The organism is Streptomyces sp. NBC_01237 (assembly GCF_035917275.1).
Taxonomy (GTDB): domain Bacteria; phylum Actinomycetota; class Actinomycetes; order Streptomycetales; family Streptomycetaceae; genus Streptomyces.
The window spans coordinates 7,549,575-7,574,961 of the sequence record NZ_CP108508.1; the positions used below are offsets into that span (position 1 = coordinate 7,549,575).

Annotated in this window: 18 protein-coding genes and 1 tRNA gene; 12 read left to right on the forward strand and 7 right to left on the reverse strand. The window is 70.9% G+C overall.

Translation table 11 applies throughout. The features are described from left to right. Window positions 1-2: 2 nt before the first annotated feature. From eboE to OG251_RS33490, 3 genes are read left to right on the forward strand one after another with little or no spacing between them, the layout of a single operon-like run. Entirely contained in the window at window positions 3-1,178 is a 1,176-nt protein-coding gene (gene eboE, locus OG251_RS33480) for a metabolite traffic protein EboE (RefSeq protein ID WP_326680608.1), read from the forward strand. After that, a complete protein-coding gene (locus OG251_RS33485; protein WP_326680609.1) occupies window positions 1,175-2,572 on the forward strand; it encodes a nucleotide pyrophosphatase/phosphodiesterase family protein in 1,398 nt (465 codons plus the stop codon). The genes eboE and OG251_RS33485 overlap by 4 nt, the downstream gene beginning before the upstream one ends. A 54-nt stretch (window positions 2,573-2,626) precedes the next feature. Then, a complete protein-coding gene (locus OG251_RS33490; protein ID WP_326680610.1) occupies window positions 2,627-3,712 on the forward strand; it encodes a sugar phosphate isomerase/epimerase family protein in 1,086 nt (361 codons plus the stop codon). 8 nt (window positions 3,713-3,720) lie between these two features. Here OG251_RS33490 and OG251_RS33495 read toward each other — a convergent pair whose 3' ends face one another. After that, window positions 3,721-5,025, reverse strand: coding sequence for a DUF2254 domain-containing protein (locus OG251_RS33495; RefSeq protein WP_326680611.1), 1,305 nt, complete (start codon window positions 5,023-5,025; stop codon window positions 3,721-3,723). Window positions 5,026-5,268: 243 nt separating this feature from the next. Here OG251_RS33495 and OG251_RS33500 point away from each other — a divergent pair. The 3 genes from OG251_RS33500 to OG251_RS33510 all read left to right on the forward strand — a co-directional run bounded on the left by OG251_RS33500 (window position 5,269) and on the right by OG251_RS33510 (window position 8,144). After that, window positions 5,269-5,356: transfer RNA gene (locus OG251_RS33500), tRNA-Leu, on the forward strand. Between the two features lie 790 nt (window positions 5,357-6,146). Continuing rightward, a complete protein-coding gene (locus OG251_RS33505; RefSeq protein WP_326680612.1) occupies window positions 6,147-7,229 on the forward strand; it encodes a hypothetical protein in 1,083 nt (360 codons plus the stop codon). A gap of 165 nt (window positions 7,230-7,394) precedes the next feature. Continuing rightward, window positions 7,395-8,144, forward strand: coding sequence for a transposase family protein (locus OG251_RS33510; RefSeq protein ID WP_326680613.1), 750 nt, complete (start codon window positions 7,395-7,397; stop codon window positions 8,142-8,144). Between the two features lie 71 nt (window positions 8,145-8,215). Here the strand turns inward: OG251_RS33510 and sph are convergent, their stop codons facing one another. From sph to OG251_RS33540, 6 genes are all read right to left on the reverse strand, one after another. Next, entirely contained in the window at window positions 8,216-9,196 is a 981-nt protein-coding gene (gene sph / locus OG251_RS33515) for a sphingomyelin phosphodiesterase (protein ID WP_326680615.1), read from the reverse strand. 115 nt (window positions 9,197-9,311) lie between these two features. After that, window positions 9,312-9,968: a class F sortase gene (locus OG251_RS33520; RefSeq protein WP_326681508.1), complete on the reverse strand. Its 657-nt coding sequence runs from the start codon at window positions 9,966-9,968 to the stop codon at window positions 9,312-9,314. 83 nt (window positions 9,969-10,051) lie between these two features. Continuing rightward, window positions 10,052-10,504 (reverse strand): hypothetical protein, encoded by a 453-nt coding sequence (locus tag OG251_RS33525; protein ID WP_326680616.1) that lies wholly within the window; start codon window positions 10,502-10,504, stop codon window positions 10,052-10,054. A gap of 158 nt (window positions 10,505-10,662) precedes the next feature. Beyond that, on the reverse strand, window positions 10,663-12,570 hold the full coding sequence (locus tag OG251_RS33530; RefSeq protein WP_326681509.1) for an ATP-binding protein: 1,908 nt from the start codon (window positions 12,568-12,570) through the stop codon (window positions 10,663-10,665). A gap of 121 nt (window positions 12,571-12,691) precedes the next feature. Next, the gene (locus tag OG251_RS33535) at window positions 12,692-13,411 is read right to left on the reverse strand and encodes a response regulator transcription factor (protein WP_326680617.1); all 720 of its coding nucleotides are present in this window, start codon (window positions 13,409-13,411) and stop codon (window positions 12,692-12,694) included. A gap of 170 nt (window positions 13,412-13,581) precedes the next feature. Then, window positions 13,582-14,067 carry a GtrA family protein gene (locus tag OG251_RS33540; RefSeq protein ID WP_326680618.1) on the reverse strand — a complete coding sequence of 162 codons (486 nt, stop codon included), beginning with the start codon at window positions 14,065-14,067 and terminating at the stop codon, window positions 13,582-13,584. 309 nt (window positions 14,068-14,376) lie between these two features. Here OG251_RS33540 and OG251_RS33545 point away from each other — a divergent pair, with 309 nt between their 5' ends. The 6 genes from OG251_RS33545 to fxsT all read left to right on the forward strand — a co-directional run bounded on the left by OG251_RS33545 (window position 14,377) and on the right by fxsT (window position 25,272). Further along, window positions 14,377-15,678, forward strand: coding sequence for a cytochrome P450 (locus tag OG251_RS33545; RefSeq protein WP_326680619.1), 1,302 nt, complete (start codon window positions 14,377-14,379; stop codon window positions 15,676-15,678). Beyond that, window positions 15,675-16,925: a cytochrome P450 family protein gene (locus OG251_RS33550; RefSeq protein WP_326680620.1), complete on the forward strand. Its 1,251-nt coding sequence runs from the start codon at window positions 15,675-15,677 to the stop codon at window positions 16,923-16,925. Before OG251_RS33545 ends, OG251_RS33550 begins: the two co-directional genes overlap by 4 nt. A 252-nt stretch (window positions 16,926-17,177) precedes the next feature. Then, entirely contained in the window at window positions 17,178-18,215 is a 1,038-nt protein-coding gene (locus tag OG251_RS33555; RefSeq protein ID WP_326680621.1) for a LacI family DNA-binding transcriptional regulator, read from the forward strand. A gap of 186 nt (window positions 18,216-18,401) precedes the next feature. After that, a complete protein-coding gene (locus OG251_RS33560) occupies window positions 18,402-19,892 on the forward strand; it encodes a VMAP-C domain-containing protein (RefSeq protein WP_326680622.1) in 1,491 nt (496 codons plus the stop codon). After that, entirely contained in the window at window positions 19,889-20,950 is a 1,062-nt protein-coding gene (locus OG251_RS33565; RefSeq protein WP_326680623.1) for an AAA family ATPase, read from the forward strand. The genes OG251_RS33560 and OG251_RS33565 overlap by 4 nt, the downstream gene beginning before the upstream one ends. Continuing rightward, the gene (gene fxsT, locus OG251_RS33570; protein WP_326680624.1) at window positions 20,950-25,272 is read left to right on the forward strand and encodes an FxSxx-COOH system tetratricopeptide repeat protein; all 4,323 of its coding nucleotides are present in this window, start codon (window positions 20,950-20,952) and stop codon (window positions 25,270-25,272) included. Before OG251_RS33565 ends, fxsT begins: the two co-directional genes overlap by 1 nt. Window positions 25,273-25,387 lie beyond the last annotated feature (115 nt).

The window sequence follows — 25,387 nt, forward strand, 5'->3', positions numbered from 1 at the left end:
CGATGCGCTTCCGCCATCCGGACGGCTCCACCGTCCACCTCTCCTACTGCACCAACGTGCATCCCGCCGAGAGCCTCGACGGAGTCCGCGCCCAACTGCGCGACCACTGCGAACCGGTACGCAGACGCCTCGGACGCGACCGCCTGGGCATCGGCCTCTGGCTCGCCAAGGACGCCGCACACGCCCTGATCAACGACCCCGCCGAACTGCGGTCGCTCCGCGCCGAGCTGGACCGCCGCGGTCTCGAAGTGGTCACCCTCAACGGCTTCCCCTACGAGGGCTTCGGCGCCGAGGAGGTCAAGTACCGCGTCTACAAACCGGACTGGACCGACCCCGAACGGCTCTCCCACACCACCGACCTCGCCCGCCTCCTCGCCGCCCTGCTGCCCGACGATGTCGGCGAAGGCACCATCTCCACCCTGCCGATCGCCTGGCGCACCCCGTACTCCGGGGACGCCGAGGCCGCCCGCGCCGCGCGCAAGGCCCTCATCACCCTGGCCCAGCGCCTCGACGTCCTCGCCGAGCTGACCGGCAAGTCGATCCGCATCGGCCTCGAACCGGAACCCGGCTGCACCGTGGAGACCACCGCCGACGCCATCACCCCGCTCACCGGGGTGGGGCACGACCGCATCGGTATCTGCGTCGACACCTGCCACCTCGCCACCTCCTTCGAGGACCCCGGCACCGCGCTGGACGCCCTGGCCGCCGCCGGTGTGCCCGTCGTCAAGTCCCAGCTCTCCGCCGCCCTGCACGCCGAACACCCCCATCGGCCCGAGGTGCGCACCGCGCTCGCCGCCTTCGCCGAGCCCCGCTTCCTGCACCAGACCCGCACCCGTACCGCCACCGGGCTGCTCGGAACCGACGACCTCGACGAGGCACTGGCCGGACGGGCGTTACCGGACAGCGGCCCGTGGCGCTCCCACTTCCACGTACCGCTGCACGCACCACCGGCGCCCCCGCTCACCTCCACCCTCCCCGTGCTCCGCGACACGCTCGCCCGGCTCGTCGGCGGCGCGCTGCCCCTGACCCGGCACCTGGAGGTCGAGACGTACACCTGGCAGGCACTCCCGGCCGAGCTGCGGCCCCGCAACCGCACCCAGCTGGCCGACGGGATCGCCGCCGAACTCACCCTCGCCCGCGACCTCCTGGTCGACCTCGGCCTCAAGGAGCTCCCATGAGCACCCCCGTGAAGGACAGCGCCCCCACCCCCCTCCTCGTCCTGGACGTCGTCGGCCTCACCCCCCAGCTCCTCGCCCATATGCCCAACCTCCGGGCCATGGCCGCGTCGGGCGCCCAGGCACCGCTCTCCACCGTCCTGCCCGCCGTCACCTGTGCCGCCCAGTCCACCTTCCTCACCGGAACCACGCCCGCCGAGCACGGCATCGTCGCCAACGGCTGGTACTTCCGCGAACTCGGCGACGTCCTGCTGTGGCGCCAGCACAACGGACTCGTCGAGGGCGACAGGCTCTGGGACGCGGCCCGCCGCGCCCACCCCGGCTACACCGTCGCCAACATCTGCTGGTGGTACGCGATGGGCGCCGACACCGACTACACCGTGACCCCGCGCCCCGTCTACTACGCCGACGGCCGCAAGGAGCCCGACTGCTACACCAGGCCCCCGGCCCTGCACGACGAGCTCACCGACAAGCTCGGCACCTTCCCCCTCTTCCACTTCTGGGGCCCCGGAGCCGACCTCGTCTCCTCCCAGTGGATCATCGACGCCACCCGGCACATCCTCGCCACCCGCACCCCCGACCTGGCCCTGTGCTACCTGCCCCACCTCGACTACGACCTCCAGCGCTACGGCCCCGACGACCCCCGCTCCCACCGGGCGGCCGCCGATCTCGACCGGGCCGTCGCCCCGCTGCTCGCCGACGCCCGCGCCGAAGGCCGTACCGTCGTCGCGCTCTCCGAATACGGGATCACCCGCGTCGAGCGGCCCGTCGACATCAACCGGGCGCTGCGCCGGGCGGGCCTGCTGGAGGTGCACACCCAGGACGGCATGGAATACCTCGACCCGATGGCCTCCCGTGCCTTCGCCGTCGCCGACCACCAGATCGCCCATATCTACGTACGCCGTCCCGAGGACCTCGAAGCCACCCGCGAAGCCCTCGCGGACCTGCCCGGCATCGACCAACTCCTGGACGACGAGGGCAAGAAGGCCCACCACCTGGACCACCCCCGCTCCGGCGAACTCGTCGCCGTGGCGGAGAAGGACGCCTGGTTCACGTACTACTACTGGCTCGACGACGCCCGCGCCCCCGACTTCGCACAGCTCGTCGAGATCCACCGCAAACCCGGCTACGACCCCGTCGAGCTCTTCATGGACCCTCAGGACCCCTACGTCCGGGTCAAGGCCGTCACGGCGGTCGCCCGCAAGAAGCTGGGCATGCGCTATCGCATGGCGGTCGTCCCTCTCGACCCGTCACCTATCCGCGGCAGCCACGGCCGCCTCCCCACGAGCGACGACGAAGGTCCGCTCATCCTCTGCTCCACCCCCCACGCCTTCCCCGGACGGGTCCGGGCCACCGAAGTGAAGTCCCTGCTCCTCCAGCTTGCCGGACTGCACTGACAGCCCTGCCGGACCCGCTCACCCATCAGGTCTCATCAAGGGAGTTACGTGATCATGAGCCGCACCCCGAAGGACTCCGAACTCGCGCGCAGACTCAGCCGCCGCAACATCCTGGGCGTCGCCGCCGGAGCCACCGCGGCCTCCATCGTCGGCGCCGCCACCGCCAGTGCCGACAGCCGCGACCGGGAGGGCGCCCACGGCAAGGGTCACGGCCACGGCCACCAGCACGAGGGCCACGGCAAGGGCCGCGCCGTCCTGCCCCCCGGCCGCCTGGGCATCCAGCTCTACAGCCTCCGCGACAAGATCTCCACCCTCGGCTTCGCCGCCGTCTTCGCCGAGCTGGAGGAGTACGGCTACGACGAGATCGAGTTCGCCGGATACACCCAGGGCTCGGCCGGCGCCCTCACCCTCGCCCAGCTCAAGAGGCTGGCCCGGGACCACGGGCTGAACCCCATCGGCAGCCATGTCGGCCACTCCGACGACAACAACCCGGGGGCGTACACCTTCGCCCAGAACCTCACCAAGGTCCTGGACGACGCCGAGGCCCTCGGCCTCAAGCACATAGGCACGCCCTCCGGACCGTTCCGCTACGGCTCCACGGTCGACGGCTGGAAGCGGGTCGCCGAGGAGTTCAACACCTACGGTGCCGCCGCCCGCAAACGCGGCATGAAGTTCTACCAGCACAACCACGCCGAGGAGTTCTCCTTCGCGACCGACAGGCCGGACGTACGCCTCTACGATGTCCTGCTCGCCGAGACCGATCCCGACCTGGTCTATCTGGAGCTGGACATCTACTGGGCCTACTGCGCGCAGTTCCGCTTCTCCAGGAGGGCGGACGGCACCCCGGCGCCCCTGGACCCGCTCAAGTACGTGCTCAAGCACCCCGACCGCTACCCCCTGTTCCATGTCAAGGACGGCGTCCGCGACGACACCGCCCGCGACGGCTACCGCATGTCGGACGTCGGTGACGGGGACATCGACTACAAGACGTTCCTGTCCAAGGTGACCCACCGGACCCATCGCGGCCGCACGTACCACCACTGGCAGACCGAGCACGACAACCCGGTCGACTCCATGGCCTTCGCCCGCAAGTCCAGCGAGCACCTGCACTCGCTGCGCGAGGGCCGCTGCGGGGACTGACGGCCCGCTCAGCCGATCCCCTGATGGTCGGGGGACAGCGCGAACTCCCGCTCCGCCGCCTCCGGCACCGTGCGCTCCACCGCCTGCACCAGCAGCGCACGGTGCCGGAGCAGGGGCCTTCGCCGTTCCTCGGGAGCGAGCAGCAGCAGATCGTCGATCCCGGCCAGCAGGCGCCGGGTGACCTGCGGAGTCCCCGCCGAGCACCCGCGGATCTCCTCGAAGGCGAGATCCACCAGATCCGTCCACCCGGGCACGTCCTGGACGAGCCTCACCCGGCCGGTCTTGTCCCGGTGGTGCACCGCGCCGAGCGGCAGCCGCACCACCGCCGCGAGGAACTGCACGATCCGGTCCAGGCACTGCACGGCGGTGGTCGGGTCGTTCACCGCCGCGGACAGGGCCCGCAACGCGATGTCCGAGAGCTGGCGCAGTCCGAAGCCAAGATCCTGGTGCAGCGCGCGTTCGACCCCGACCGACACCGTGTACGTCAGCGCGTGCCGGGGCGGGGCGGCCCCGCCGTGGACGGCCAGGACCGGCGTCCCGGGCACCACGAAATCACCGATCCGCGGGATCAGCCGCAGCACGACGTCCTGCCGCCGCGCGGCTCGTACCAGCCGCGCCACATTCACGTCCCGCAGAACCCCGGCCCGCCCCGTATGCATGAGCCGGCCGGTCTCGGGCGCGAGAGGCTCCTGGGACAGCGCCCCACCGGGCATCCGCCCGAGCACCCTCAACGACTCACGTGTGATGCGGTCGACGACCGGTCCCACCTGCATGAGCCGCAGGGTGGCGCTGACATAGGCGATGAACAGCAGCAGACTCAGGCCGACCAGCCCCAGCGTCAGCATGCTCTGCACCAGCGGTACGGAGGTGACCCGGCGCGGGTCGGCCTCACTCTCGTACGAGGTCAGGACCAGCAGCGAGAACAGGAACGTCGCCAGGAACACCGTCAGCGTGAGCTTGCTGATCCGGCTCCTGACGAAGATCCGCACCACCCGCGGCGTGAGCTGCCCGCTCGCCATCTGCACCGCCACCAGCGAGATGCTGAACACGACACCGATGAAGGTCATCATCGCCGAGCTGATCGTGGTGACGATCGTCTTCGCGTCCTGGGCGAACGAGATCAGGTCGCCGAGTTCCTCGTACGCCCGTTCGTCCTGGAGGTACGTGACGATCTCCGTGTCCAGCGTGGAGGTGATCCACCACAGCACGAAGACACACACGCACCCCAGGGTCGGCGCGAACCAGAACGTGTCGCGCAGATGCTCGCGCAGGGGGGACAGCGCACGGGGCCGCCGATAGCCGCGATCACTCATGCACGCGAAGGTAACGCCGCGGACCCCGAGGACCGTGGACATCGCCGGACACCCGGCAAGCCGCACGCTGTGTGCGCGGTCGACGACACCGGGTGAACACCCGCCGGTGGTGCGGCCCGACCGGGTCACCAGGACCCGCCGCACCGCACTGACCACCGGATATACAGGTGAGAGCCGCTCTGAACCCCTGGTATTGTTTTCTTTGTCGCCGCGGGGAAACGCACCGCGAACGGCAGACACCTTGTCCGGGTGGCGGAATGGCAGACGCGCTAGCTTGAGGTGCTAGTGCCCTTTATCGGGCGTGGGGGTTCAAGTCCCCCCTCGGACACCAGCACCAGGGGTGGTTCACACAACTGCCCAGGTTGGCTTTACATAACTCCCAGCACGGATTCGTCCGGGCTGGGAGTTTTTTGTGTTCGGGATCTTGTTCGGTGAGGGGCGGCTGAGGGGCCTGGACGGTGACGTCCGGCCGGTTCATCCGATTGGTGTTGGTGGGACGGTCGGTTCGCCTCGGGCTTTTGATGCGTGGTTGCCCGTGCGTGGGCGCATGCTGGAGCGGCTCGTGGTGCGGGTGCTGGGTGGCGCGCGGTTCGGGGCGACGTCGGACTGCGAGGTCCAGGCGCGACGCCGCGCCCAGGTCTCGTAGTCGGTGGAGTCGATCGCCATCACCCCGGTGAGTCGTCCTGGACCGGGTTACTCCGCCTCGGGAGGCAGAGGACAACGGCACAGGGCACACATTCACTCCAGCGCTGTGGTCAGCCGCCGGCCGGCTGCGGCGCCTTCGTACCCCGGGCCCGCGCTTTCCGTGTGGGCCCGAGAGGCGAGGATCGTGTGGCTATGGCTGTGCGGCTTCCGTGCAGCCGGCGGCCGTGAGGTTCAGGTGAACGCCCGGGAACTCCGACGGGCGCGGCCAGTCGCTGTCCGTGCAGGTGAAAGTGATTGGGCTTTTCGGAGTGGCCACTGATCGAGTGATGGCTGAGCCGAAGCACGCTGGTTGTCACGCAGGCGGACTTGCAGTGGCCGGGGCTGCGTGCGTTGGACTTGATCAGCTGAACACTCATGCCACGGAAGCTGGTTGAGGCGGCCAGGGATTGTCAGTGGCTGGTGGCAGGATCACCGGCATGGTTTTCGTACGTACTACTCCGCCGCGGCCCGTGGATGTGACCGCGGTCTTTCCCGAGCTGGCGCCGTTGGCGCGGCCTGTGATGCGGTTGCACCCTCGTCCCGGGTCGCCTTCGGTCGGGGAGAGCTCGGTCGGGGGGCCGTTGCTGTGGCCGGCCGAGGACCCGTGGCCGCACTGTGAAGCCTCGCACCTGCACGTGGACAGCGGGTTCCGCCAATCGCCGGCGGACGTGCGGCTCAAGAGACGCATGCAGGCCCGGTGGCACCGTGATCACCATGGCCGTGGGACAACGCCCGAGGAGGCGGCGGCCAAGGAGCAGAACGCCGCGATGCTCGCGGAGCGATTCGCTGTCGGCCCTCCGCCCGCAGACTGCCCGGTCCCCATGCTGCCCGTGGCCCAGCTGTATCTGCGCGACATACCCCTGTTGCGTCCGCCCGGACAGGCCGATCTGCTCCAGGTTCTGTGGTGCCCCTACGACCACGATCCGCATCACAAGCCGTCAACCGCACTGTTCTGGCGGTCCGCCGCCGCGGTCGTCGACATCCTCGCCACACCGCCCGAACCGTACGAGGTGAACGCGGACGGCTATCTGCCGGAGCCGTGCGTGCTCGCACCGGAAGCGATCACTGAGTACCCCAACAGCCTCGATCTGAGCCCGCAGATGCTGCGGATGATGGAGGACTGGCACAGATGGCAGGCAGCCGGCACCGACGTGGACAGCTCCTACGCGGACTGCCCGCGGGACTTCTATGACGTCAGTCTCGCAGGCGCGCCTGGATGGAAGGTCGGCGGCTGGCCTCCGTGGGGCCGCACCGATCCCCATCCCCGATACTGCACTGTCTGTGATGTGCGGATGGTCCCGCTGCTGACGATCGCCTCATTCGAATGGGACGGCGGTGAGGGACACAGCTGGGCGCCTCGCGAAGAACAGGCCGCCGCCTACGCCGACAACACCGTCGGGCGTTGCTGTGGCCAGAGCCCCTCGCAGCCGACCAAGGTCGAAGTCGGCAGCGCCGACAACATGCAGATCTACGTTTGTCCGACCTCCCCCGAGCATCCGCACACCGACCTGATCCAGTGAGCTACCGGGCCTGTCACACACCTCCGCCGTCGGTGGCAGAAGTGCCGCCGCGTCAGGGTGTGCGACAAGCCCGTTCGCCTCACCGCGGCGGGACCCGCAGCGCGCGAAGCTCCTGTGCCGTTGGAGGGGTGTTCGAAGTCCCAACCCGTCGGCGCAGGGGCCACGTTGGTTCCCCAACCTGCCGCAACCGCCCTGCCGCACGCCCTGGTCGAGTGGGTCACCATGCCCATCGTCACCCGTGAGGGCGACCGCCGCTGCACGCTCCCACCGCACCAGCGCGCGCTGGTCGCCTTGGCGTACCTGCGCAAACACGACACCCTCACGCAGACCGCCGTCGGCTTCGGCATCTCGGTGGGCACCACCCACACCTGCACCAGCACCGTGGTCGACCTGCTCGCCGTGCGGGCACCCGGCCTGCTCGAAGTCCCGCGCGAAGCCGACCCGGACTTCGTCCTGCCCGACGGCACCCTCGCCGCATGCGGCCGCCTGGGCGATGGCCGGAACGACTACTCCGCCAAGTACCGACGCCACGGGGTGAACGTCCAGGTCGTGACCGACCCGGTCGGCCGGGTTCTGCGGTTTTCACCCGCCCTGCCGGGCCGGAACCACGACCTGACCGCGGCCCGCACCCACCGGATCATCCGGATCTGCGAACGCCAGGGCGTCCCGATCCTCGCCGACCGCGCCTACCTTGGAGCCGGCCCCTGGGTGACGACACCGGCCGGACGCCCACCCGGTCGTGACCTGTCAACGACCCAGCACACAGTCAACCGCGCGCTGTCGGCAACACGGGCACCAGTCGAACGAGGCGTGGCCCGCCTGAAGTCCTGGCGGATCTTCCACCACGCGCGCTTCAGCCCACATCGAATGTCGTCGATCGCGGCTGCGGTCCTCACCCTGGAGCGGCAACGCTGAAAAAGCTCACTGTTCTGACGTCGCGGAGCACCTCGCTCGCTCCGCGACGTTCCCACGTGGTCCCGGAAGGGCTAGCGCCCCGAGGCGATCACCGGGTAGTGGTCGGAGAGGTTGGTGTACGTGTAGCCCGTGCCCCAGCTGGAGACCGTCCAGGGTGCGCTCTCCTCCTTGACCACATCGTTCGTCCACCCGGACGGTTTCGCGTGGCCCGCGCGGTGCAGGACGTGGTCGAGGTCCTCGCGGGGGTCGTCGGGGTAGCGCTCGGCGGCGATCGAGTTGTCCCGGGTGTCGAAGGAGTACGGGTGGCCGGTCCGCGCGTCGGCGGCGGTCAGGTCCGCGTCGGTGAGCAGGGACGCGAATTCGGCGGAGTGGAAGTCGACGTTGAAGTCACCCGCCACGATGACCTGTTCGGAGGCGGGGATCTTCTTGGCGTCGAGGAAGGCGTCGATCGCCTTGAACTGACGGCTGCGCATCTGGGCCGCCTCGCCCGCCGAACATCCGGGGTCCGTCGACTGGGTGTGGGTGCCGACGATGTGTACCGGGGTGCCGTTCACGTTCAACTGGGCATAGGCGAAACCCTTGTTGGACCACCAGTCGCCGCCGCAGGCGTCCTTGAAGACGTACTGTTCCTTGCGGACGATCGGCCACTTGCTCAGCACGGACACCCCGCCGTCCTCAGGAGTCGTGGCCGAGTAGGAGCCGCCGGTGGCGTCCCATCCGCTCTTGCTCCGGCCCACTACCGGGGTCTGGTGCGGGTACTGGGCGGACGCGTTGCGCAGCAGTGCGTCGGAGGCCGAGTTGTCGAACGCCTCCTGGAGCACGACCACGTCGTTGCCCCGGAAGAACGACGTCTTGGGTATCTCCGACGCCCGGTGGTCCTGGCCCCAGTTGGGGTAGAGATTCTTGCTGAAGATGAACGCGTTGTACGTCAGTACCCGTAGCGACGGCGTTTCGGCTGCCGTCGCCTGCGGGGTGCTGACGGCCAGCGTGACGGCGGTGAGCGCGGCGGAAAGCGTCACGCCGGAAAGGCGGCGGAGTGCGGTGTGGGGCACGGGGTCTCCTGCTTCTGCTGAGAGGGGTGGACCGTGCCACCCATCAAAGCAGCGGCAGTTACCCGCCGGTAGACATGGGATGCCCGCAATCTTTACGGTCGGCTGCCATCCGGATTCAGCGCAGCGCGGCGTACACGATGAGGTTGTCCACGGGATGTCCGTCCGCGTCGAAGGCACCGTCACAGGTGATGAGCCGCAACGTGCTGCCGTCGGTGGATCCGTAGACCTTGTCGGTGGGGAACGCCTTCTTGTCGACGGTCTCCGTGCCGGTGACCGTGAAGTGGACGGTCTTTCCGGCCTTGTCGCGCACCGAGATGTCGGCGCCCTCGCGGATCTTCTTCAGGTCGTGGAAGACGGCCCTGCCGAACCGGGTGTCGTTGTGGCCTATGAGCACCGCGGCACCGGGCTGCCCCGGTACGGCTCCGCCGGTGTACCAGCCCACGGTCATGCCCTGTTCGGCGGGCGGGACCTCGACGGTGCCGTCCGCGTTGAGGCCGAGCCGCATGAGGGTGCTGTCCACGCCGACGGACGGGATGGAGACCGAGGCCGGACTCACCGGTTCGGTCTTCCCCGCCCGCGGAGGCGCGGTGGACCCGGTGGACCCGGTGCCGGGCGACTCCGGGCCGGAGCGCGTGGCGGACGCGGACCCGGCGGCGGACGGTGGGGTGTCCGACGCCGTGGAGGAACACCCCGCCAGGGCGACGCAGGCGGCGATGGCGGGCAGTAGTGCGGCAGCGCGCCGGAACGGGTGGTACGTACGGGACACGGGCAGGCTCCAGCCGGACGGGACGACGACCGACCGTGGCGCCGTCCGGTGGGACGGCGCCACGGTCACTGGTGGGTGTTGACGGCAGGTCAGCCGTTGCGGTGGGCCGCGGAACGGCGACGCAGCACGATGGTGCCCGCGCCCGCCAGCAGCATCGCGCCGGCGGCCGATCCGACGAGTGCGGTGGTGCTGTCCCCGTCACCGGCGGGACGTTCACCGGCGGCGACACCGCCGCGGGGCTTGACGGCCGGTGCAGCGCTTTCGCCGGCGCCCGCGTCGCCACGGGTCTTGACGGCCGGTGCCGGGCGGTCGCCGGCGGCAACGCCACCGCGGGGCTTGACGGCCGGTGCGGGGCGGTCGCCCGCACCGCTGTCAGCGGGCCTGGCCGTCGGCTGCTCGGCGACCGGTGAAGGGGTCTTCTCGACGCGCGGGGTCGCCGGCTTGGGCGTGCTGTCGGCGAAGGCCGCGGCCGACGGGGCGAGCACCGCACCTGCCGCGACGGCGGCGAGCACGACGGTACGCAGTGTGAGACGAGCGGTCATACAGATGGCTCCATTCCAGCTCGGCCCCGTGTCGGACCCGGAGGTGGTTCGCACCGGGTACGGGGCATGGGGCCAGGCTGGCGTGAAGTTATGAAGAAGCTGTCAGGACGCTGTGGTCATCCCATCAGCCCTCGCGCCGGGCCCCTGCCCACCCGCCCTCAGGCCCTCGCTCCAGGCCCCTCCGCCGCGGCACGGGACGTCGTGGGCAGCCGGAGCGTGAAGACCGATCCGGCGCCCTCGGTGCTGGCCGCACCGGCCGTACCGCCGTGGGCCTCGGTGAGCTTGCGGACGATGGAGAGACCGAGGCCACTGCCGCCCGTGCGGCGGCTGCGGGACTTCTCCGCGCGCCAGAAGCGGTCGAAGACATGGGGGAGGTCCTCGGCCGAGATGCCGTTGCCCGTGTCCACCACCTCGACGACGATGTGCTCCCCGGACCCGGAGCCGTACGCACGCAGCGTCACCCGGCCGCCCGCCGGGGTGTGGCGCAGCGCGTTGGAGACGAGATTGCCGATGGCCTGCCGCAGCCGCACGGGGTCCGCTTCCAACACGGGATGTGCCGCGCCCGCGGGGCCGGGTGCGGCGTCCACCGTCAGCGTCACGCCCGCGGTCTCCGCCCGGCCCTGGTGCGCGGCGGCGACCTGGGCCAGCAGCTCCTCCATCCGTACCCGCTCGGGGTGCAGCCGCAGCACACCCGCGTCGGCAGCGGACAGGTCCTGGAGGTCGTCGATGATGTGCTGCAACTGCACCGCCTCCTCCAGCAGCGAGGAGACGAACGCCGGATCGGGATCGGCCAGACCGTCCTGGGCCGCCTCCAGCCAGCCCCGGATATTGCTCAGCGGGGTCCGCAGCTCATGGGCGACATCGCTGACCATCGCCTTGCGCTGCGCCTCCAGGCGCGCCCGGTGTGCCGACATGTCGTTGAACGCGGTGGCCAGCCGGCCGATCTCATTGTCGGACGTGACGGGGACCGAGGCCGGTTCCTCGCCGTCGCGCATACGCTGTGCGGCGCCGGTCAGCGCATGCAGCGGGCGCACCAGCCGGGCGCCCGCGAGCACCGAGGCACCCACGGTGAGCGCCAGCACGAGAGCCGCGACACCGGCGATCTTGGCGGTGTTCGCCGGAGAGAGAGCGAAACCGGGCACGGTGGTGCCGCCCTCGTCACCGATGAACAGCAGGGCGGGGGAGGCCACGTAGGAGCTGAGCTGCTCGCGGCGCGCCGTGCCCACACACGAGGCGATGGCCCGGTCGCCCTCACCGGTCTGTACCGCGGGCCTGTCGGTCGGGGCGGGGAGCTTCACCGGGCCCCTGGCCGGCATGGGCATGGGCGTGGCCGCCTGCCCCCAGGAGAGATCCTGGTTGAGCCGCACGGCGCCGCGGTCCTGGCGTTCGAGGCAGGCGTCGGCCAGCTCGTTGAGCGCGGCCAGCGCCTTCTTCTCGGTGCGGGTGGGACCGTTCAGCGCCTCGGTGTCGCACCTGGTGCCCAGTGCCCGCTCGGGATCGTTGCCCACGATCTGGATACGGGGCCGACCGCTCGGTTCCACGACCACGTCCGAGGCGATCCCCGCCCGGCTCAGGCACGCCACGTTCCGGTCGGCGGCCTGCCGCAACCTCGTACGCTCCGCGGCCGACAGCCGGAACGGGCCGACCGCACGCGCGTCGACCCGGCCGTCGGCCGCCCCGGCGCGGTCGGCGTTCGCGGAGGCCAGGACGGTGTCCACGGACAGCGGGTCGACGACCGCGGACGCCTGTGGGGGCAGTGCGGGCGGGGTCTGCTGGGTGGCGGAGTCGGCGAGGGGCTGACGGCTCTGGGTGGTCAGCGCGACCCTGCGTCCGGACTGCCGGGCCAGTTCCGCCACGGTCGCCTCGACACCGTCCCAGGTGGAGTTGCGGGCCGCGTAACCCAGCAGGGTGTCGTAGATCCGGGCGTCGGCGGTGAGGTTCTGCCCCTGCTCCTGCTTGATCGCCCCGGAGGTGGTCTGCACGGCCAGCCAGGCGGTCGCCGCCACCGAACAGGCCGCCACCAGCGCGGACACGCCGAGCAGCCGCCCGAACAGGCTCTTGCGCAGGGGCAGGCGGGTCCGGGCCGTCCCCGCGGTGCCCTCCGGGCCCGTCGGACCGGGCTCGTGCGCTCCGGCTCGGGCCTCATCGGCGTTGTCCGGGCGGGAGCCGCCGGGCGCGCGGGGGACCCTAGGCACGCGGGAGTCCCTTGGCCGGGTCCGTCAGTTTGTAGCCGACACCGAAGACCGTCAGCAGTCTGACCGGGCGGCGCGGGGCCGGCTCGATCTTCTTGCGCAGGTTCATCACGTGCACATCGACCGTCCGGTCCCCGATGTAGCGGTCGAAACCGTGCAGCTCCTCCAGGAGCCGCTGACGGCTGAAGACCCGGTCGGGCTCGGCGGCCATCGCGGCCAGGATCCTGAACTCACCCGGTGTGCACTCCTTGTGCTCACCCCCCACCGACACCTCGTGCCGTTCGGGATCCACCGTCAGCGTCCCCACCCGCAGCACCTGGGACACCGCGGGCGCCTCCGGTCCCGTACGACGGGTGCGGCGCAGCAGCGTACGGACCCGTGCCATCAGCTCGCGCGGGCTGTACGGCTTGGTCATGTAGTCGTCCGCCCCGAGATCGAGCCCGAGCAGCAGATCGTCCTCCGTGGTGCGGGCCGTCAGCATCAGCACGGGCAGCTCCCGGCACTCGGCCCGCAGCACCCGTACCACGTCCAGGCCGTCGGCCCGCGGCATCATCACATCGAGCAGGAGCAGGTCCGGCTCCCGGTGCCGCACCTCTTCGAGCGCGGCGAGCCCGTCGCCCACGACCCGTACGGTGTGCCCCTCCCGTTCGAGGTAGCGGCGTACGAGTTCGGCCTGCTTCTCGTCGTCTTCGGCGACTATGACGTTTGCACACACACGGCCGATCGTATGCGAGTGCGAAACACGGCCCGGACGGGCTCAGGCGGAACCGGCGGCGGATCCCGGCGGTGCGAGGGCGTGAGCCGCCGCCCGGCCGGAGGCGGAGACGTGCCGGGGCGCGGCGCTGTCCTGCGGAGCGTGGGCGGCGATCCGGTCCGCCGGAGGCGTTACGCGGCCATCGTCACGGCGGACTTGCCGAGAACGGCGGTCTTCGCCCTGCTCGGCCGCTCGGCGAAGACCACGATCCGCAGCAGCGCGAAACGGCCGACCCCGGCCAGCGCGGATGCCGACAGATAGACGGTCTGCGCGAGGAGCGCGGACGGCGACGGGTCGATGGCGTACAGGGCGAGCAGCGCGCCGGTGGTGAACGCGTAGCTCACGGCGGCGGTCAGGCCGGACTGGAGGTGAACACCCCAGCCCCCGCGCCCGCTCCGGAAGGATATGCGGCGGTGCAGTTCCGTCGCGATCACCGTGGAGACGACCGTGACCAGGGCGTTGGCCACCACCAGCGGCAGCCGTCCGTCCAGCAGCATCAGCACGCCGCTGGAGGCGACCCCGACCCCGCCGCCGCAGACGACGAAGCGCACGAAGGCCGCGACAAGCGGGTGGGCCGCGAGCGGCTGCCGGTGCGGACGGTGCGAGGGGGCGGTCACGGGGGTTCCTCCGTAGGGGATGGCAAGCGGTGCGTTGATTCCACCTCAGAATCTATGGGCCGGGCGTCCTCCGGGCGACCCGAATAGACCCCGACTTCACTGAGGGTTATCCCCCAGAGGGGCCTGGTAGCCAGCTACCCCCCCTGCCGATCTTGTGATCAATCATGCGCAGATGTCGGGCGCGCATGATCGGAAAGGGCCAGAAAAGGGCCTGTGAGACCCTCTGGGCTTCACGGAACCTCCTTATAGTGGTGCCGCGTTGATCGTATGGTCGCAACGCGCGAAGCCGTCGCCATTGGAGTCCGTACGATGACGAACCCCCTGCCCGCCGCGTCCGCTTCCACGACAAGTGCCGGTGGTGGCTGCCCGTTAGGCCGCGCTCCGGGCGCCGTGCCCCTGGGGGGAGCCGACTTCACCACCGAGCCCCAGGTGCTCTACCGCGCCATGCGGAGCGAGCACGGGCCCGTCGTGCCCGTCGAACTGCCCGGCGGGGTACCCGCCTGGCTGGTCATCGGCTACCGCGAACTCCACCAGGTCACCAGCGACGGGGAACTCTTCCCCCGGGACGTCGCGCTGTGGAATCAGTGGGGGCACATCCCCGAGGACTGGCCGCTGCTGCCGATGGTCGGCCGGCCCATGCCGTCCATCTACTTCACCGCGGGGGCCGAGCACCTGCGGCACGCCCGGATGGTGGGGCCCGCCCTCGAAGGCGCGGACCCGTTCGAGATCCGGTCGCACTGCGAACAGCTCGCCGACCGGCTCGTCGACGGCGTGTGCAGCCGGGGCACGGCCGACCTCGTCGCCGAGTTCGCCGTACCGCTCCCCGTCCTGGTGCTCGCCCGGCTGGTCGGCTTCCCCGACGCCGAAGGCGCGGACATCGCCCGGGTGCTCAAGGACCTGGCCGACGGCGGGGCGGGAGCCCAGGAGGCCCATGCCCGCTTCGGCGAGCACATGCGGCGGCTGGTGGAGACCAAGCGGTCGGCACCCGGGGACGACGTGACCTCCCGGATGCTCGCGCACCCCGAGGCGTTCACCGACGAGGAGTACGCGCTCGACCTCATGGCCATCACCGCGGCCGGGCACCTGACCACCGCCGACTGGATCGGCAACTCCATGCGCCTGATGCTCACGGAGGACCAGTTCGCCGCCTCCCTCTCCGGCGGGCGGCACAGCGTCGCCGAAGCCATGAACGAGGTCCTGTGGGAGGACGGTCCGACCCAGATCCTCGCCGGACGCTGGGCGGCCCGCGACACGCATCTGGGCGGCCGCAACATCCGGAGCGGCGACATGCTGCTGCTCGGTCTCGGCGCGGCCAACGCCGATCCGCACATCCGCCAGCAGCTCGCCTCCCCCGGAACCGGTTCGGGGCAGGGCGGCAACAGCGCGCATCTCGCGTTCAGCCACGGCGAGTACCGCTGCCCGTTCCCCGCCCAGGAGATCGCCGAGACCATCGCCCGCACCGGTATCGAGGTCCTGCTGGACCGGCTGCCCGACCTCGAACTGGCCGTCCCCGCCGCGGAACTGGTCCGCCGGCCGTCCGCGTTCCTGCGCGGGATGACCGCGCTTCCCGTCCGCTTCACTCCCGTACGTACGACAGGAGACCCGTCGTGAACTGCCCTCACGCTGCCGCCCATGGCGCCGAACCGGGTGCCGGGACCGTGGTCGTCGACCCGATGGTCCAGGATCTGGACGGCGAGACCGCCCGGCTGCGGGACGCCGGGGCGCTCGCCCGGATCGAGCTGCTCGGCGTCCCGGCCTGGACCGTCACCCGGCACGCGGAGGCCCGTCAACTCCTCGTCGATCCAAGGCTGGTGAAGGACATCGACGCCTGGGGGCTCTGGCGCAGCGGGGCGGTGACCCGGGCCTGGCCGCTGATCGGAATGATCGACGCGGGGCGTTCGATGTTCACGGTGGACGGAGCCGAACACCGGCGGCTGCGCACCAAGACCTCCCAGGCCCTCACCCCGCGCCGGCTCGAAGCGCTGCGTCCGGACATCGAGAAGTTCACCGGGGAACTGCTCGACTCCCTCGCGGAACAGGGCAGGGACGGGGTCGTCGACCTCAAGGCCGTGTTCGCCCAGCCACTGCCGATGCGGGTCGTCGGCATGCTGATGGGGGTGGACGAGGAGCAGCACCCGATGCTGATGAAGCGCTACAAGGCGTTCTTCTCGATGCTCACCCCGCAGGAGGAACGGCTGGCACTGCTCGACGAGCTGGACGTCTTCTACTACGCCCTGGTGCGGGAGCGGACCGCGCGGCCGGGCGACGACCTCACCAGCGCACTGATCCTGGCCGAGGAGGGCGGGGAGCCGCTCACCGAGGAGGAGGTGGTGGGCAACCTGAAGGCGATGGTGGCCGCCGGTCACGAGACCACCATCGGGCTCGTGCTCAACGCCGTACGCGCTCTGCTCGCCCACCCCGACCAGTTGCGGATGGTCCTGGACGGGCACATCGGGTGGGAGGCGGTGATCGAGGAGACGCTGCGCTGGGACACCCCCACCACCCATCTGCTGATGCGGTTCGCCACCGAGGACATCCCGGTCGGCGACGACGTGATCAAGGAGGGCGAGGGGGTCGTCATCTCCTACCGGGCCATCGGGCGGGACACCGAGCAGCACGGCGCCGACGCCGACGCCTTCGACATCACCCGGCCCGCGCCCATCCGGCACATGACGTTCGGCCACGGTCCGCACATCTGCCCGGGAGCCGCCCTCTCACGGGTGGAGGCGGCCATCGCGCTGCCCGCCCTGTTCGGAAGGTTCCCCGGACTGCGCCTCGCCGTCCCGGACGACGAGCTCCGCAAGCTGCCGGTGATGACACAGAACGACATGGAGTCCTTCCCCGTGCTGCTGGGGTGAGCGGATGGGCACAGGCCCGCGCACTGCCCAGGTTGTCGAAGCGCTTCGATGACGCCCTGGACAGTGCGGGGGCGTCCCGTCTAGTCTCCGGATGTCTGTGCCCGTCGGATCAGCGGGGAGGGTGGTGGGTGAGGTGCGTCGAAGCGCTTCGCGATACCACCCGGCGTCTCCCGGTTCGGTGAACTCGTCACGTCCCGTGAACCCATGACGCCCGTCGACCCGCGCGCCCGTCAACCCGTAATGGAGAGCTGAATGGTCACCCTTGCCGAGGTCGCCCGGCACGCCGGAGTGTCAGCGAGCACGGTGAGCTATGTCCTCAGCGGCAAGCGGTCCATCTCCGCCTCCACCCGGGAGCGCGTGGAACTCAGCATTCAACAGCTCGGCTACCACCCCAACGCGGGTGCGCGCGCCCTCGCCAGCAGCCGCTCCAACATCATCGCCCTCATGGTGCCCCTGCGTACCGACATGTATGTGCCGGTGATGATGGAGATCGCCATCGCCGTCGCCACCACCGCCCGCACCCACGGCTACGACGTCCTGCTGCTCACCGGCGAGGAGGGGCCCGAGGCTGTGCGGCGGATCGCGGGGAGCTCACTCGCCGACGCGATGATCCTGATGGACGTCGAACTGCACGACGAGCGGCTGCCGCTGATCCGGGAGACCGACCGGGCCGCGGTACTCATCGGGCTGCCCGCCGACACCGCCGGGCTGACCTGCGTGGACCTCGACTTCGAGGCGACCGGAGCCCTGTGCGTACAGCATCTCGTCGGTCTCGGACACCGCGAACTCGCCCTGATCGGGGAGGCGGAGGCCGTGTACGAGCGGCACACCGGTTTCGCCGAGCGGACGGTCGACGGGGTCCGGGCGGCGGCCCGGGAGGCCGGCGTACGCGTGCTGCACCGGCCGTGCGAGGGCGGGTACGCCTCGATGGCGCGGACCCTGGCGCGGATCTTCGACGAGCGGCCGGGCACCACCGGATTCATCGTCCAGAACGAGGCCGCCGTCGAACCGCTGCTCAATCTGCTCCAGCAGCAGGGGCGCGCCGTCCCCGAGGATGTGTCGGTTCTCGCCGTCTGCCCCGATCAGGTGGCGTCCCAGGCGTCGGTGCGGCTCACCTCGGTCGCCATACCCGCACAGGAGATGGGCCGCCGGGCCGTGGAGCAGGTCGTGGCGAAGCTGGCCGGACGAGGCGCCGACGAGGTCGAGCTGCTGGCTCCGGAGCTCACCGTCCGGGCCAGTACGGGGCCGTCGCCCGGCTGGGATTCCCGGCCGCTCCACCCGTCCGGGTGAGCCGTCCGGTCCGGCGCGGTGCCCCGCCGTCTCGCATCGTGCCCGATCCACGTGGCGCAACCCGTCCGAAGTGGCGGAATGGTCCCAACGAGCCTGTAATCGAACCTGGTTGCGGTAGATCCGGCGTGATAACTTCGCGATCGATCGTGGAAGGAAGTACCGGCGCAGCGGGGGATGGGGTCGGTGGTGGCACACGCGCCGAGGGGATCGCGGGAGACCGATCCGCTTCTGGTCGGAGCGCTGGTCGACGAGTTGTGCGCGCTGGCCTGCGTGCGCGATCCGGAGCAGTGCATCCATTTCGTCGCCCTGGTCGCGTTCCAGCTCCGGACCGAGATCAACTACCTGCGCAAGAACCCGCGGGTCGACATGCTGTCGCTCGTCATGGACGTTCTGAAACGTGACGGCGGGCTCGACGCGCTGATCTTCGGTGTCAGCGTCGCCTCGGGACCCGAGGACTCGGCGCGGCTGGCCAGACTGGTCGACAGCTCCGGCCCCGGCGGGGCGACCGCGGACCTGGCCCCGGTCTTCAGCGAGGGCGCCCTGCGGGAGATCGGGCGGCTGCTCGGCGAGGTGCGCGACTCCGACGACGGCCGTCTGCACGCGGTGCTCGGCCATGAACTGGGGGTGGACGTCCCCTACGGCCTGTCGCCTCTGCAGCGCTTCGACTATCTGCGCGAAGTCAACACACAGGCCGACGGGTTACCTCCCGCCCTGGTGCTGGTCGAGGTGATCGCCCAGCAGTCCAAGGCGGTCGGGGGCAAGTTGCGCGAGTGGTCGGACCGCTGGGCCCGCGAAGCGGGTACGGACGCCGTGGAGGCGCTGGCGGAGCGGCGGCGCGGGATCGCGGCCCCGTCGAGGGCCGACCCGGAAGTGCCGCGCTGTCTCGTCGTGATGGTGGAGCCCGCCGATGACGGCTCGGCCGATGTCTTCGTACGGCACTGGGTCAATCCGGCCCCCGGCTACTGGGAGCCGGTGGCGGGTGAGGTGGAGCGCGCGACCCTCGACACCCTCGCCGGAGCGGTCGACCGGGCGATCGGCAGCGGTGAGGCCCGCTGGGCGGATGTGCCGGAGCTGGAGAACGAGCCTCCCGTGCAGGTCGAGTTCGTGCTCCCGTTCCCCTTGCTCAATCACGACATGGCCCGTCTCGAACTGGGTACAGAGTCTCTCGACCCGCTTCCCATCGGCCTTCGCTACCACATCAACCTGCGGAGCCTCGAACGGATGAGGACGCGCGACCCCGCACAGCTGCGGCGCTGGCGGGCCCGTTGGAAGCGGCTGAGAACGGCCGGAGCCGCCGAGCCCCACCGCTGGCGCACCGGAGAGACCGAACAGCTCGACCGCTGGCGAGCCACGCTGGCATCCGAGCCGCGGCTGACCGCCGTGATCCTCGACGTGCCCGCCCTGCCGGGACACGGCCTGGAGGCTCTCACCGCCGCGATAGCGGAGGGGGTGGGCCTCGCCGCATGGGACCGCCGACCGGACAGCCCGGCCCAGTCCGGTGAGGTGCTGACGGTGCTGATGGGACATAATCCGGCCCAACTGGCATCAAAAGTACGACAGTTGCGTAAAGGCGCTGAGGAATTGGATGGCGGAAGCCTGCTTCTGGGAAGGCACATCGCATTCTTCTGGGACGACCCCAACCGGCTGGTCGACTGCGAGGAGGAGCTGACAGCATGACCGAGCAGGACACATCCGTACCGCAGGTGACGCCGCCCTCCTGGAGGGTGTTCCACGCGACCGGGCAGGAACCCGCCGGGGAGCCTCCCCGGCTTCCCGAACCGCCGCCCTGGCGGGTGTTCGCCGGAAGCCCCCTGCAGCCCGCGCCGCCGGACGACGCCCAGGCCACCCGGCGCCGCCTCGGCGTCGTGCAGGAAGGCCCGCAACTGCGGGAGGAGGAGATCGACGCCGTCAACGCGGCGCTCCTGCTGCGCCGCCCGCTGCTCATCACGGGACCGCCCGGAGTGGGCAAGTCGACCCTCGCCTATCTGATCGCCCACGAGCTGGCTCTGGGCCGGGTGCTGCCGTGGAGCATCGTCAGCCGCACGACGCTGCGCGGCGGCCTGTACGAGTACGACGCCATCGGCAGGGCCCAGGCCATCGCGGCCTGGCGGGCGGGCGGCGACAACGGGATCACGGCGCCCGCGGCCGACGCGACGAGCGCGCCCGACCTGGGGGACTTCGTGACCCTGGGACCCCTGGGGACCGCCCTGCTCGCCTACGGGCGCCCGCGGGTACTGCTGGTCGACGAGCTGGACAAGAGCGACATCGACCTGCCGAACGACCTGCTCCATGTGCTGGAGAACGGCAGCTACGACATTCCGGAGCTGGTCCGCAGCAGTGTGGGCGAGGTGTCGGTCTTCACCGACGACCCCGAGCGCCGCGCCGTCATCGAAGCCGGCCGTGTCGAGTGCGCGGAGTTCCCCGTCGTGGTGATCACCAGCAACGGGGAACGCGAGTTCCCGGCCGCGTTCCGGCGCCGCTGTCTGCCGCTGGAGATGCGCCCGCCCAGCCGGGAGCAGCTGATCTCCATCGTCGTCAGCCATCTGCGCCGACGGCCGGAGGGCATCACGGCCCTGGTGGACGAGTTCGAACGACGGCTGCACGGCGGCGGTACCCAGTCGGTCGACCAGCTGCTGAACGCCGTGCAACTCACCACGGCCGACGGATTCCAGGCCGAGGCGGACGGGCGTAAGCTGATTGAGATGCTGCTCCGCGACCTCTCGAAAGGCCGCTGATGAACGGCTTGCCCCGGGAGCGTGCTCCGGACGCGCCGTCCACGGCGGGCGGCGATGCCACCGCGCGTGAGGCGAGCGGCGACCTCGGCTGGCAGGACATCGCCGACGCGGCCTGGCTGGCGGCAGCCTGGCGGCGGGCGGGACGCACCTCACCCCAGGAGTCCGGCGCACCGGCACCCTTACCGGGTGATCCGGAGGTCCTTCCCGACGCGGTACCGCCGCCGCCGGGCGACACGTCGCCGGAGGTGGTGCCCGCCGGGAGCACCTACGACACGGAGCTGCGCGAGCTCGTCCTGCGCTCGGTCGAGGAGACCCGGGCCGCCCGGCCGGACGAGGCCATTCCCGCGGCGACGCGCCCCGTACGGCGGTTGGCGCCGCTCCGCCTGGCCAAGTCCCTGCGCGGGCTGGGACGGCGTGTTCCCTCGCGGTACCTGAGCCGGCTGGACGAGGCGCGCACCGCGGAGTGCGGACTGAGCGACGGGCTGTGGATCCCCTACCTCCGGCCGGTGCGCGAGCGCGCCTTCGACCTGATGCTGCTCGTCGACAGCGCCCCCACCATGCCCGTATGGAGCGGCACCGTCCGCCAGTTGGCCGATGAGGCGGTACGCAGCGGAGCCTTCCGCGACGTCCGTACGGTCGAGGTCGCCCTCCCCGGAGACGGGGCACCGGTGCTGCGCTGGCCGGGCGACCGGCACGCGGACCCCGCCGAACTGCTCGACGGACGCGGCTCACGGCTCTTCCTCGTCGTCACCGACGGTCTGGCGAAGGGCTGGGCGGGCCGGGGCGCCGACGAACTGCTGAAGCGGCTCACCTCCGGCGGGCCCACCGCGCTGGTCCATCTGCTGCCGCCGTATCTGCGCCACAGGTCCTCGCTGTACCCGTTCCGCGCCGAGCTGGACGCGGCCGGATTCGGCGCGCTCAACCGGCACTTCCACTGCCGTCCACCGCACGGCGAAGGGGAGCGGGCGCGCCGGCTGCCCGACCCGGACGACGGTTCCGTACCGGTGCCCGTGCTGAGTCTGCGTCCCGGATCGTTCCGTTCGTGGGCCGATCTGATCATCGGTGAGCGAGGTGTGCGCCGTACGCTCCCGGTCGTTCTGGCCGGAGCCATGGCCAAGGGCGTACCGGCGCCGGGCCTGCGCCGCCCCCGGATCGACGGTCCCCGTGCGGCGGTCGCCGCCGTACGGAGGTTCGTCTCGCTGGCCAGTCCGCTCGCCCGGCAGCTCGCCGTGCTGCTGGCGGTCGCCCCGATGCGGTTCGACGTCATCGAGGAACTGCGCGACAGGGCCCTGCCCGAGTCCGGGCCCGACCATCTGGCGGAGATCATGATGGGCGGGCTGATCGACTGGGAGCGCGACGGCGAAGGGGGCCCCGACTTCGCCGAAGGGGTGCGCGAGGCGCTGCTGGCGACCGGCAACCGCACCCAGCTCGCCAGGGCCGTGGGCCTGCTCGCCGAATCGCGGGCCGGCCGGGCGCAGGGCATCGGGCTGCGGGCGGCCCTGCGGGACCCGGCGCGAACGGCGCTCCCGGACAGCGGAGTCGGGCCCTCCTGGCTCCGTATCGAACTGGCCGTACTGCGTGCTCTGGGCGGTCTGCCGTACAGACACCGTGCGGCTCGCCTGGCCGACCGGCTGCTGCACGGCGCGGGATCTGCAGCGGAGGCGATCAGGGATGATAAAGAGGCATTTGATGTGAATGCTCCAGCTCTCCGGTCGCATCCGGCCGCTTCACCAGGAGGATCTGTGTCGCCCACGACACCCGTAACAGCTGCCAAGGATGTCCGGAGGGACGAGCAGAGCATGGACGGCACCGCACCGGAGCTACGATTCGTCCGCACCGGCCAGCCGAAGATCATGGGCAATGTGCCGCCCAAGAACCCCAACTTCACCGGACGGGAGAGCCTTCTGGCCGCGGTGGAGCGGCAGTTGCAGGAGGACGAGACCACCGCCGTCCTCCCGCACGCGCTGCACGGCATGGGCGGGGTCGGCAAGTCGCAGATCGCCGTCGAGTATGTGTACCGCCACAGCGCCGAGTTCAACGTCATCTGGTGGATCCCGGCGGAGCAGGAGAACCTGATCCTCGGCGCCCTCGCCGACCTGGCCCGCGGTCTGGGCCTGGAAGTGGGCCCCCAGGCCAACGCCGCGGTCCCGGCCGTCCGCGAGGCGCTGCGTACCGGCAAGCCGTTCGACAACTGGCTGCTGGTCTTCGACAACGCCGAGGACATCGAGGCCGTACGGTCCTACTTCCCCAACGGCGGCCCCGGAAAGATCATCGTCACCTCGCGCAACCGCGAGTGGGAACGGGTGGCGACCCCGCTCAGCGTCGACGTGTTCGACCGGGACGAGAGCATCACGCTGTTGCAGCGCCGGGCCCGCGGTATGAGCACCGACGACGCGAACCGGCTCGCCGCCGCCCTCGGCGACCTGCCGCTCGCCGTCGAGCAGGCGGGCGCGTGGCACGCCGCCACCGGCATGCCGGTGAGCGAGTACCTCGACCTGCTGGACCAGCGCCGGCCCGAGATCCTGGAGCTCGACCCGTCCCCCGACTACCCGCTGCCGGTCGCCGCGGTCTGGGACATCTCGCTGGGACGCCTGTCGCAGGACAACCCGGCCGCCCGCCAACTCCTGGAGATCTGCGCCTGCATGGCGCCCGAGCCCATCCCGCTGAACATTCTCAGGGGCGGCCGGAACGTCGAGATCACACCGGAGCTGGACCCGGTCCTGCGCGACCCCCTGCTGCTCGCGCGCGCCACACGCGACCTCAGCAAGCTGTCCCTGGTGCGGCTGGACCACAAGTCCGGCACCCTCCAGATGCACCGGCTGATGCAGAACGTCATCGTGGCCAGGCTCGACGATGAGGAGCGGGTCAGGATGACCCGGGCCGCCCACCTGCTGCTGACCACGGCCAAGCCCGGGGCCCCCGCCTCGCCGGACCAATGGCCCGCCTACCAGGCGATCCTGCCCCATGTGATCGCCTCCGGAGCGGTGGAGAGCTCCGACGCCTGGGTCCGCGACCTGGTCTACGACATGGTGTTCTTCCTCTACTACTGGGGCGCCCACGAGTCGGGCGCGGCGCAGGCCAGCCTGGCGTGGAACGCCTGGCGCGCCCAGTCCGGCGACGAGGACCTGCACGTCATCCGGATGACCAAGCTGCTGGGCTTCTACCTCCGGCTGCTCGGCCGTTCGGAGGAGGCGGCCGCCCACAACGAACGGGCGCTGGCGATCTCGCGCGGGGCGCAGATCCCGGACGAGGAACTCATCGACTCCATGTGGCAGATGGCCGGAGCGCTGCGCCAGCGGGGCGAGTTCCAGGCCGCGTGCGATCTCGACGAGGAGGCGTTCACCCGGGCGAGCGACATGTTCGGGCCGGAGGACCCGGCCACGTTGAGCGCCGCGCACGACTACTGCGTCTCCCTGCGGGCCAGTGGGCGCTTCGCCGCCGCCAGGGAGATCGACGAGGAGACGGCACGCCAGCGCGAGCTGCTGTACGGACCCGCGAGCGGCCTCACGCTCAACACGCTGAACGGTCTCGCCATCGACCTCCGCGAGAACGGCGACTACCTGGGCGCCCGCGCCCTCCAGGAGTCCAACTACCAGGCGTACGTGACCCACTTCGGCGAGAGCAACGCGGCCACCATCCGTGCCGCACTCCTCCTGGCCGTGTGCCGGCGCAGGGCCGGAGTCCTCGAAGGAGGAGCCGCGTTCGCGGAGCAGAACCTCGAACGGTTCACCACCCGCTACGGCCTCAACAACCTGGACGCCCTGGCGGCCGCCATCCACACCATGGTCGAGCGGCGGCTCAACGGCGACCTCACGGGCTCCCGGGAGCTCGGCGAGCAGGCGCTCGCCGGTCTGCGCACCGTGGTCGGTGCCCGGCACCCGCACACCCAGTTCGCCAAGGTCAACCTGGCGGCGACCCTGCGGGCGCAGGGCGACATCGACAAGGCCGAGGCCCTGGACATCCAGGCCTGGCAACTGCTGGAGAGCACCCTGGGAGAGGGCCACCTCAATACGCTCACCGCCGCCATGAGCCGGGCCAACAACCACTACGCCCGGCTCGACTTCGCCCGCGCCAAGGAGGCCGACGCGGCGGTCCTGGCACGGCTCACCGAGAGCGCCGGGGCCGATCACCCGCTGACCCTCGTCTGCACGGCGAACCTGGCCCTGGACCAGCGCGGGCTCGGACAGTCGGCGGAGGCGGACCGGCTCAACGCGGTCGCGATCGACGGGTTCTCACGGGTGCTGGGGGACGACCACCCCTGGCAGACGGCGGCCCGGCTGCACCAGCGGATCGAATGCGACATCGCCGCACTGCCGCTCTGACCGGCCGGCCGCGCGGCCGGCCCGTCGCGGCGGAGTGCGGTGCCCGGCCCGCCGGCCTCACGGTCGGCGGGCCGGTTCCGGCGAGCACGGTCAAGGGACCGGTTCCGGCGGCCAC

What these genes read in the sequence shown, in the direction of transcription:
- eboE (WP_326680608.1), top strand. Translation starts at nt 3, where the DNA reads ATGCGCTTCCGCCATCCGGACGGCTCCACCGTCCACCTCTCCTACTGC.
- OG251_RS33485 (WP_326680609.1), top strand. Translation starts at nt 1,175, where the DNA reads ATGAGCACCCCCGTGAAGGACAGCGCCCCCACCCCCCTCCTCGTCCTG.
- OG251_RS33490 (WP_326680610.1), top strand. Translation starts at nt 2,627, where the DNA reads ATGAGCCGCACCCCGAAGGACTCCGAACTCGCGCGCAGACTCAGCCGC.
- OG251_RS33495 (WP_326680611.1), bottom strand. Translation starts at nt 5,025, where the DNA reads ATGAGTGATCGCGGCTATCGGCGGCCCCGTGCGCTGTCCCCCCTGCGC.
- OG251_RS33505 (WP_326680612.1), top strand. Translation starts at nt 6,147, where the DNA reads ATGGTTTTCGTACGTACTACTCCGCCGCGGCCCGTGGATGTGACCGCG.
- OG251_RS33525 (WP_326680616.1), bottom strand. Translation starts at nt 10,504, where the DNA reads ATGACCGCTCGTCTCACACTGCGTACCGTCGTGCTCGCCGCCGTCGCG.
- OG251_RS33545 (WP_326680619.1), top strand. Translation starts at nt 14,377, where the DNA reads ATGACGAACCCCCTGCCCGCCGCGTCCGCTTCCACGACAAGTGCCGGT.
- OG251_RS33555 (WP_326680621.1), top strand. Translation starts at nt 17,178, where the DNA reads ATGGTCACCCTTGCCGAGGTCGCCCGGCACGCCGGAGTGTCAGCGAGC.
- OG251_RS33565 (WP_326680623.1), top strand. Translation starts at nt 19,889, where the DNA reads ATGACCGAGCAGGACACATCCGTACCGCAGGTGACGCCGCCCTCCTGG.
- fxsT (WP_326680624.1), top strand. Translation starts at nt 20,950, where the DNA reads ATGAACGGCTTGCCCCGGGAGCGTGCTCCGGACGCGCCGTCCACGGCG.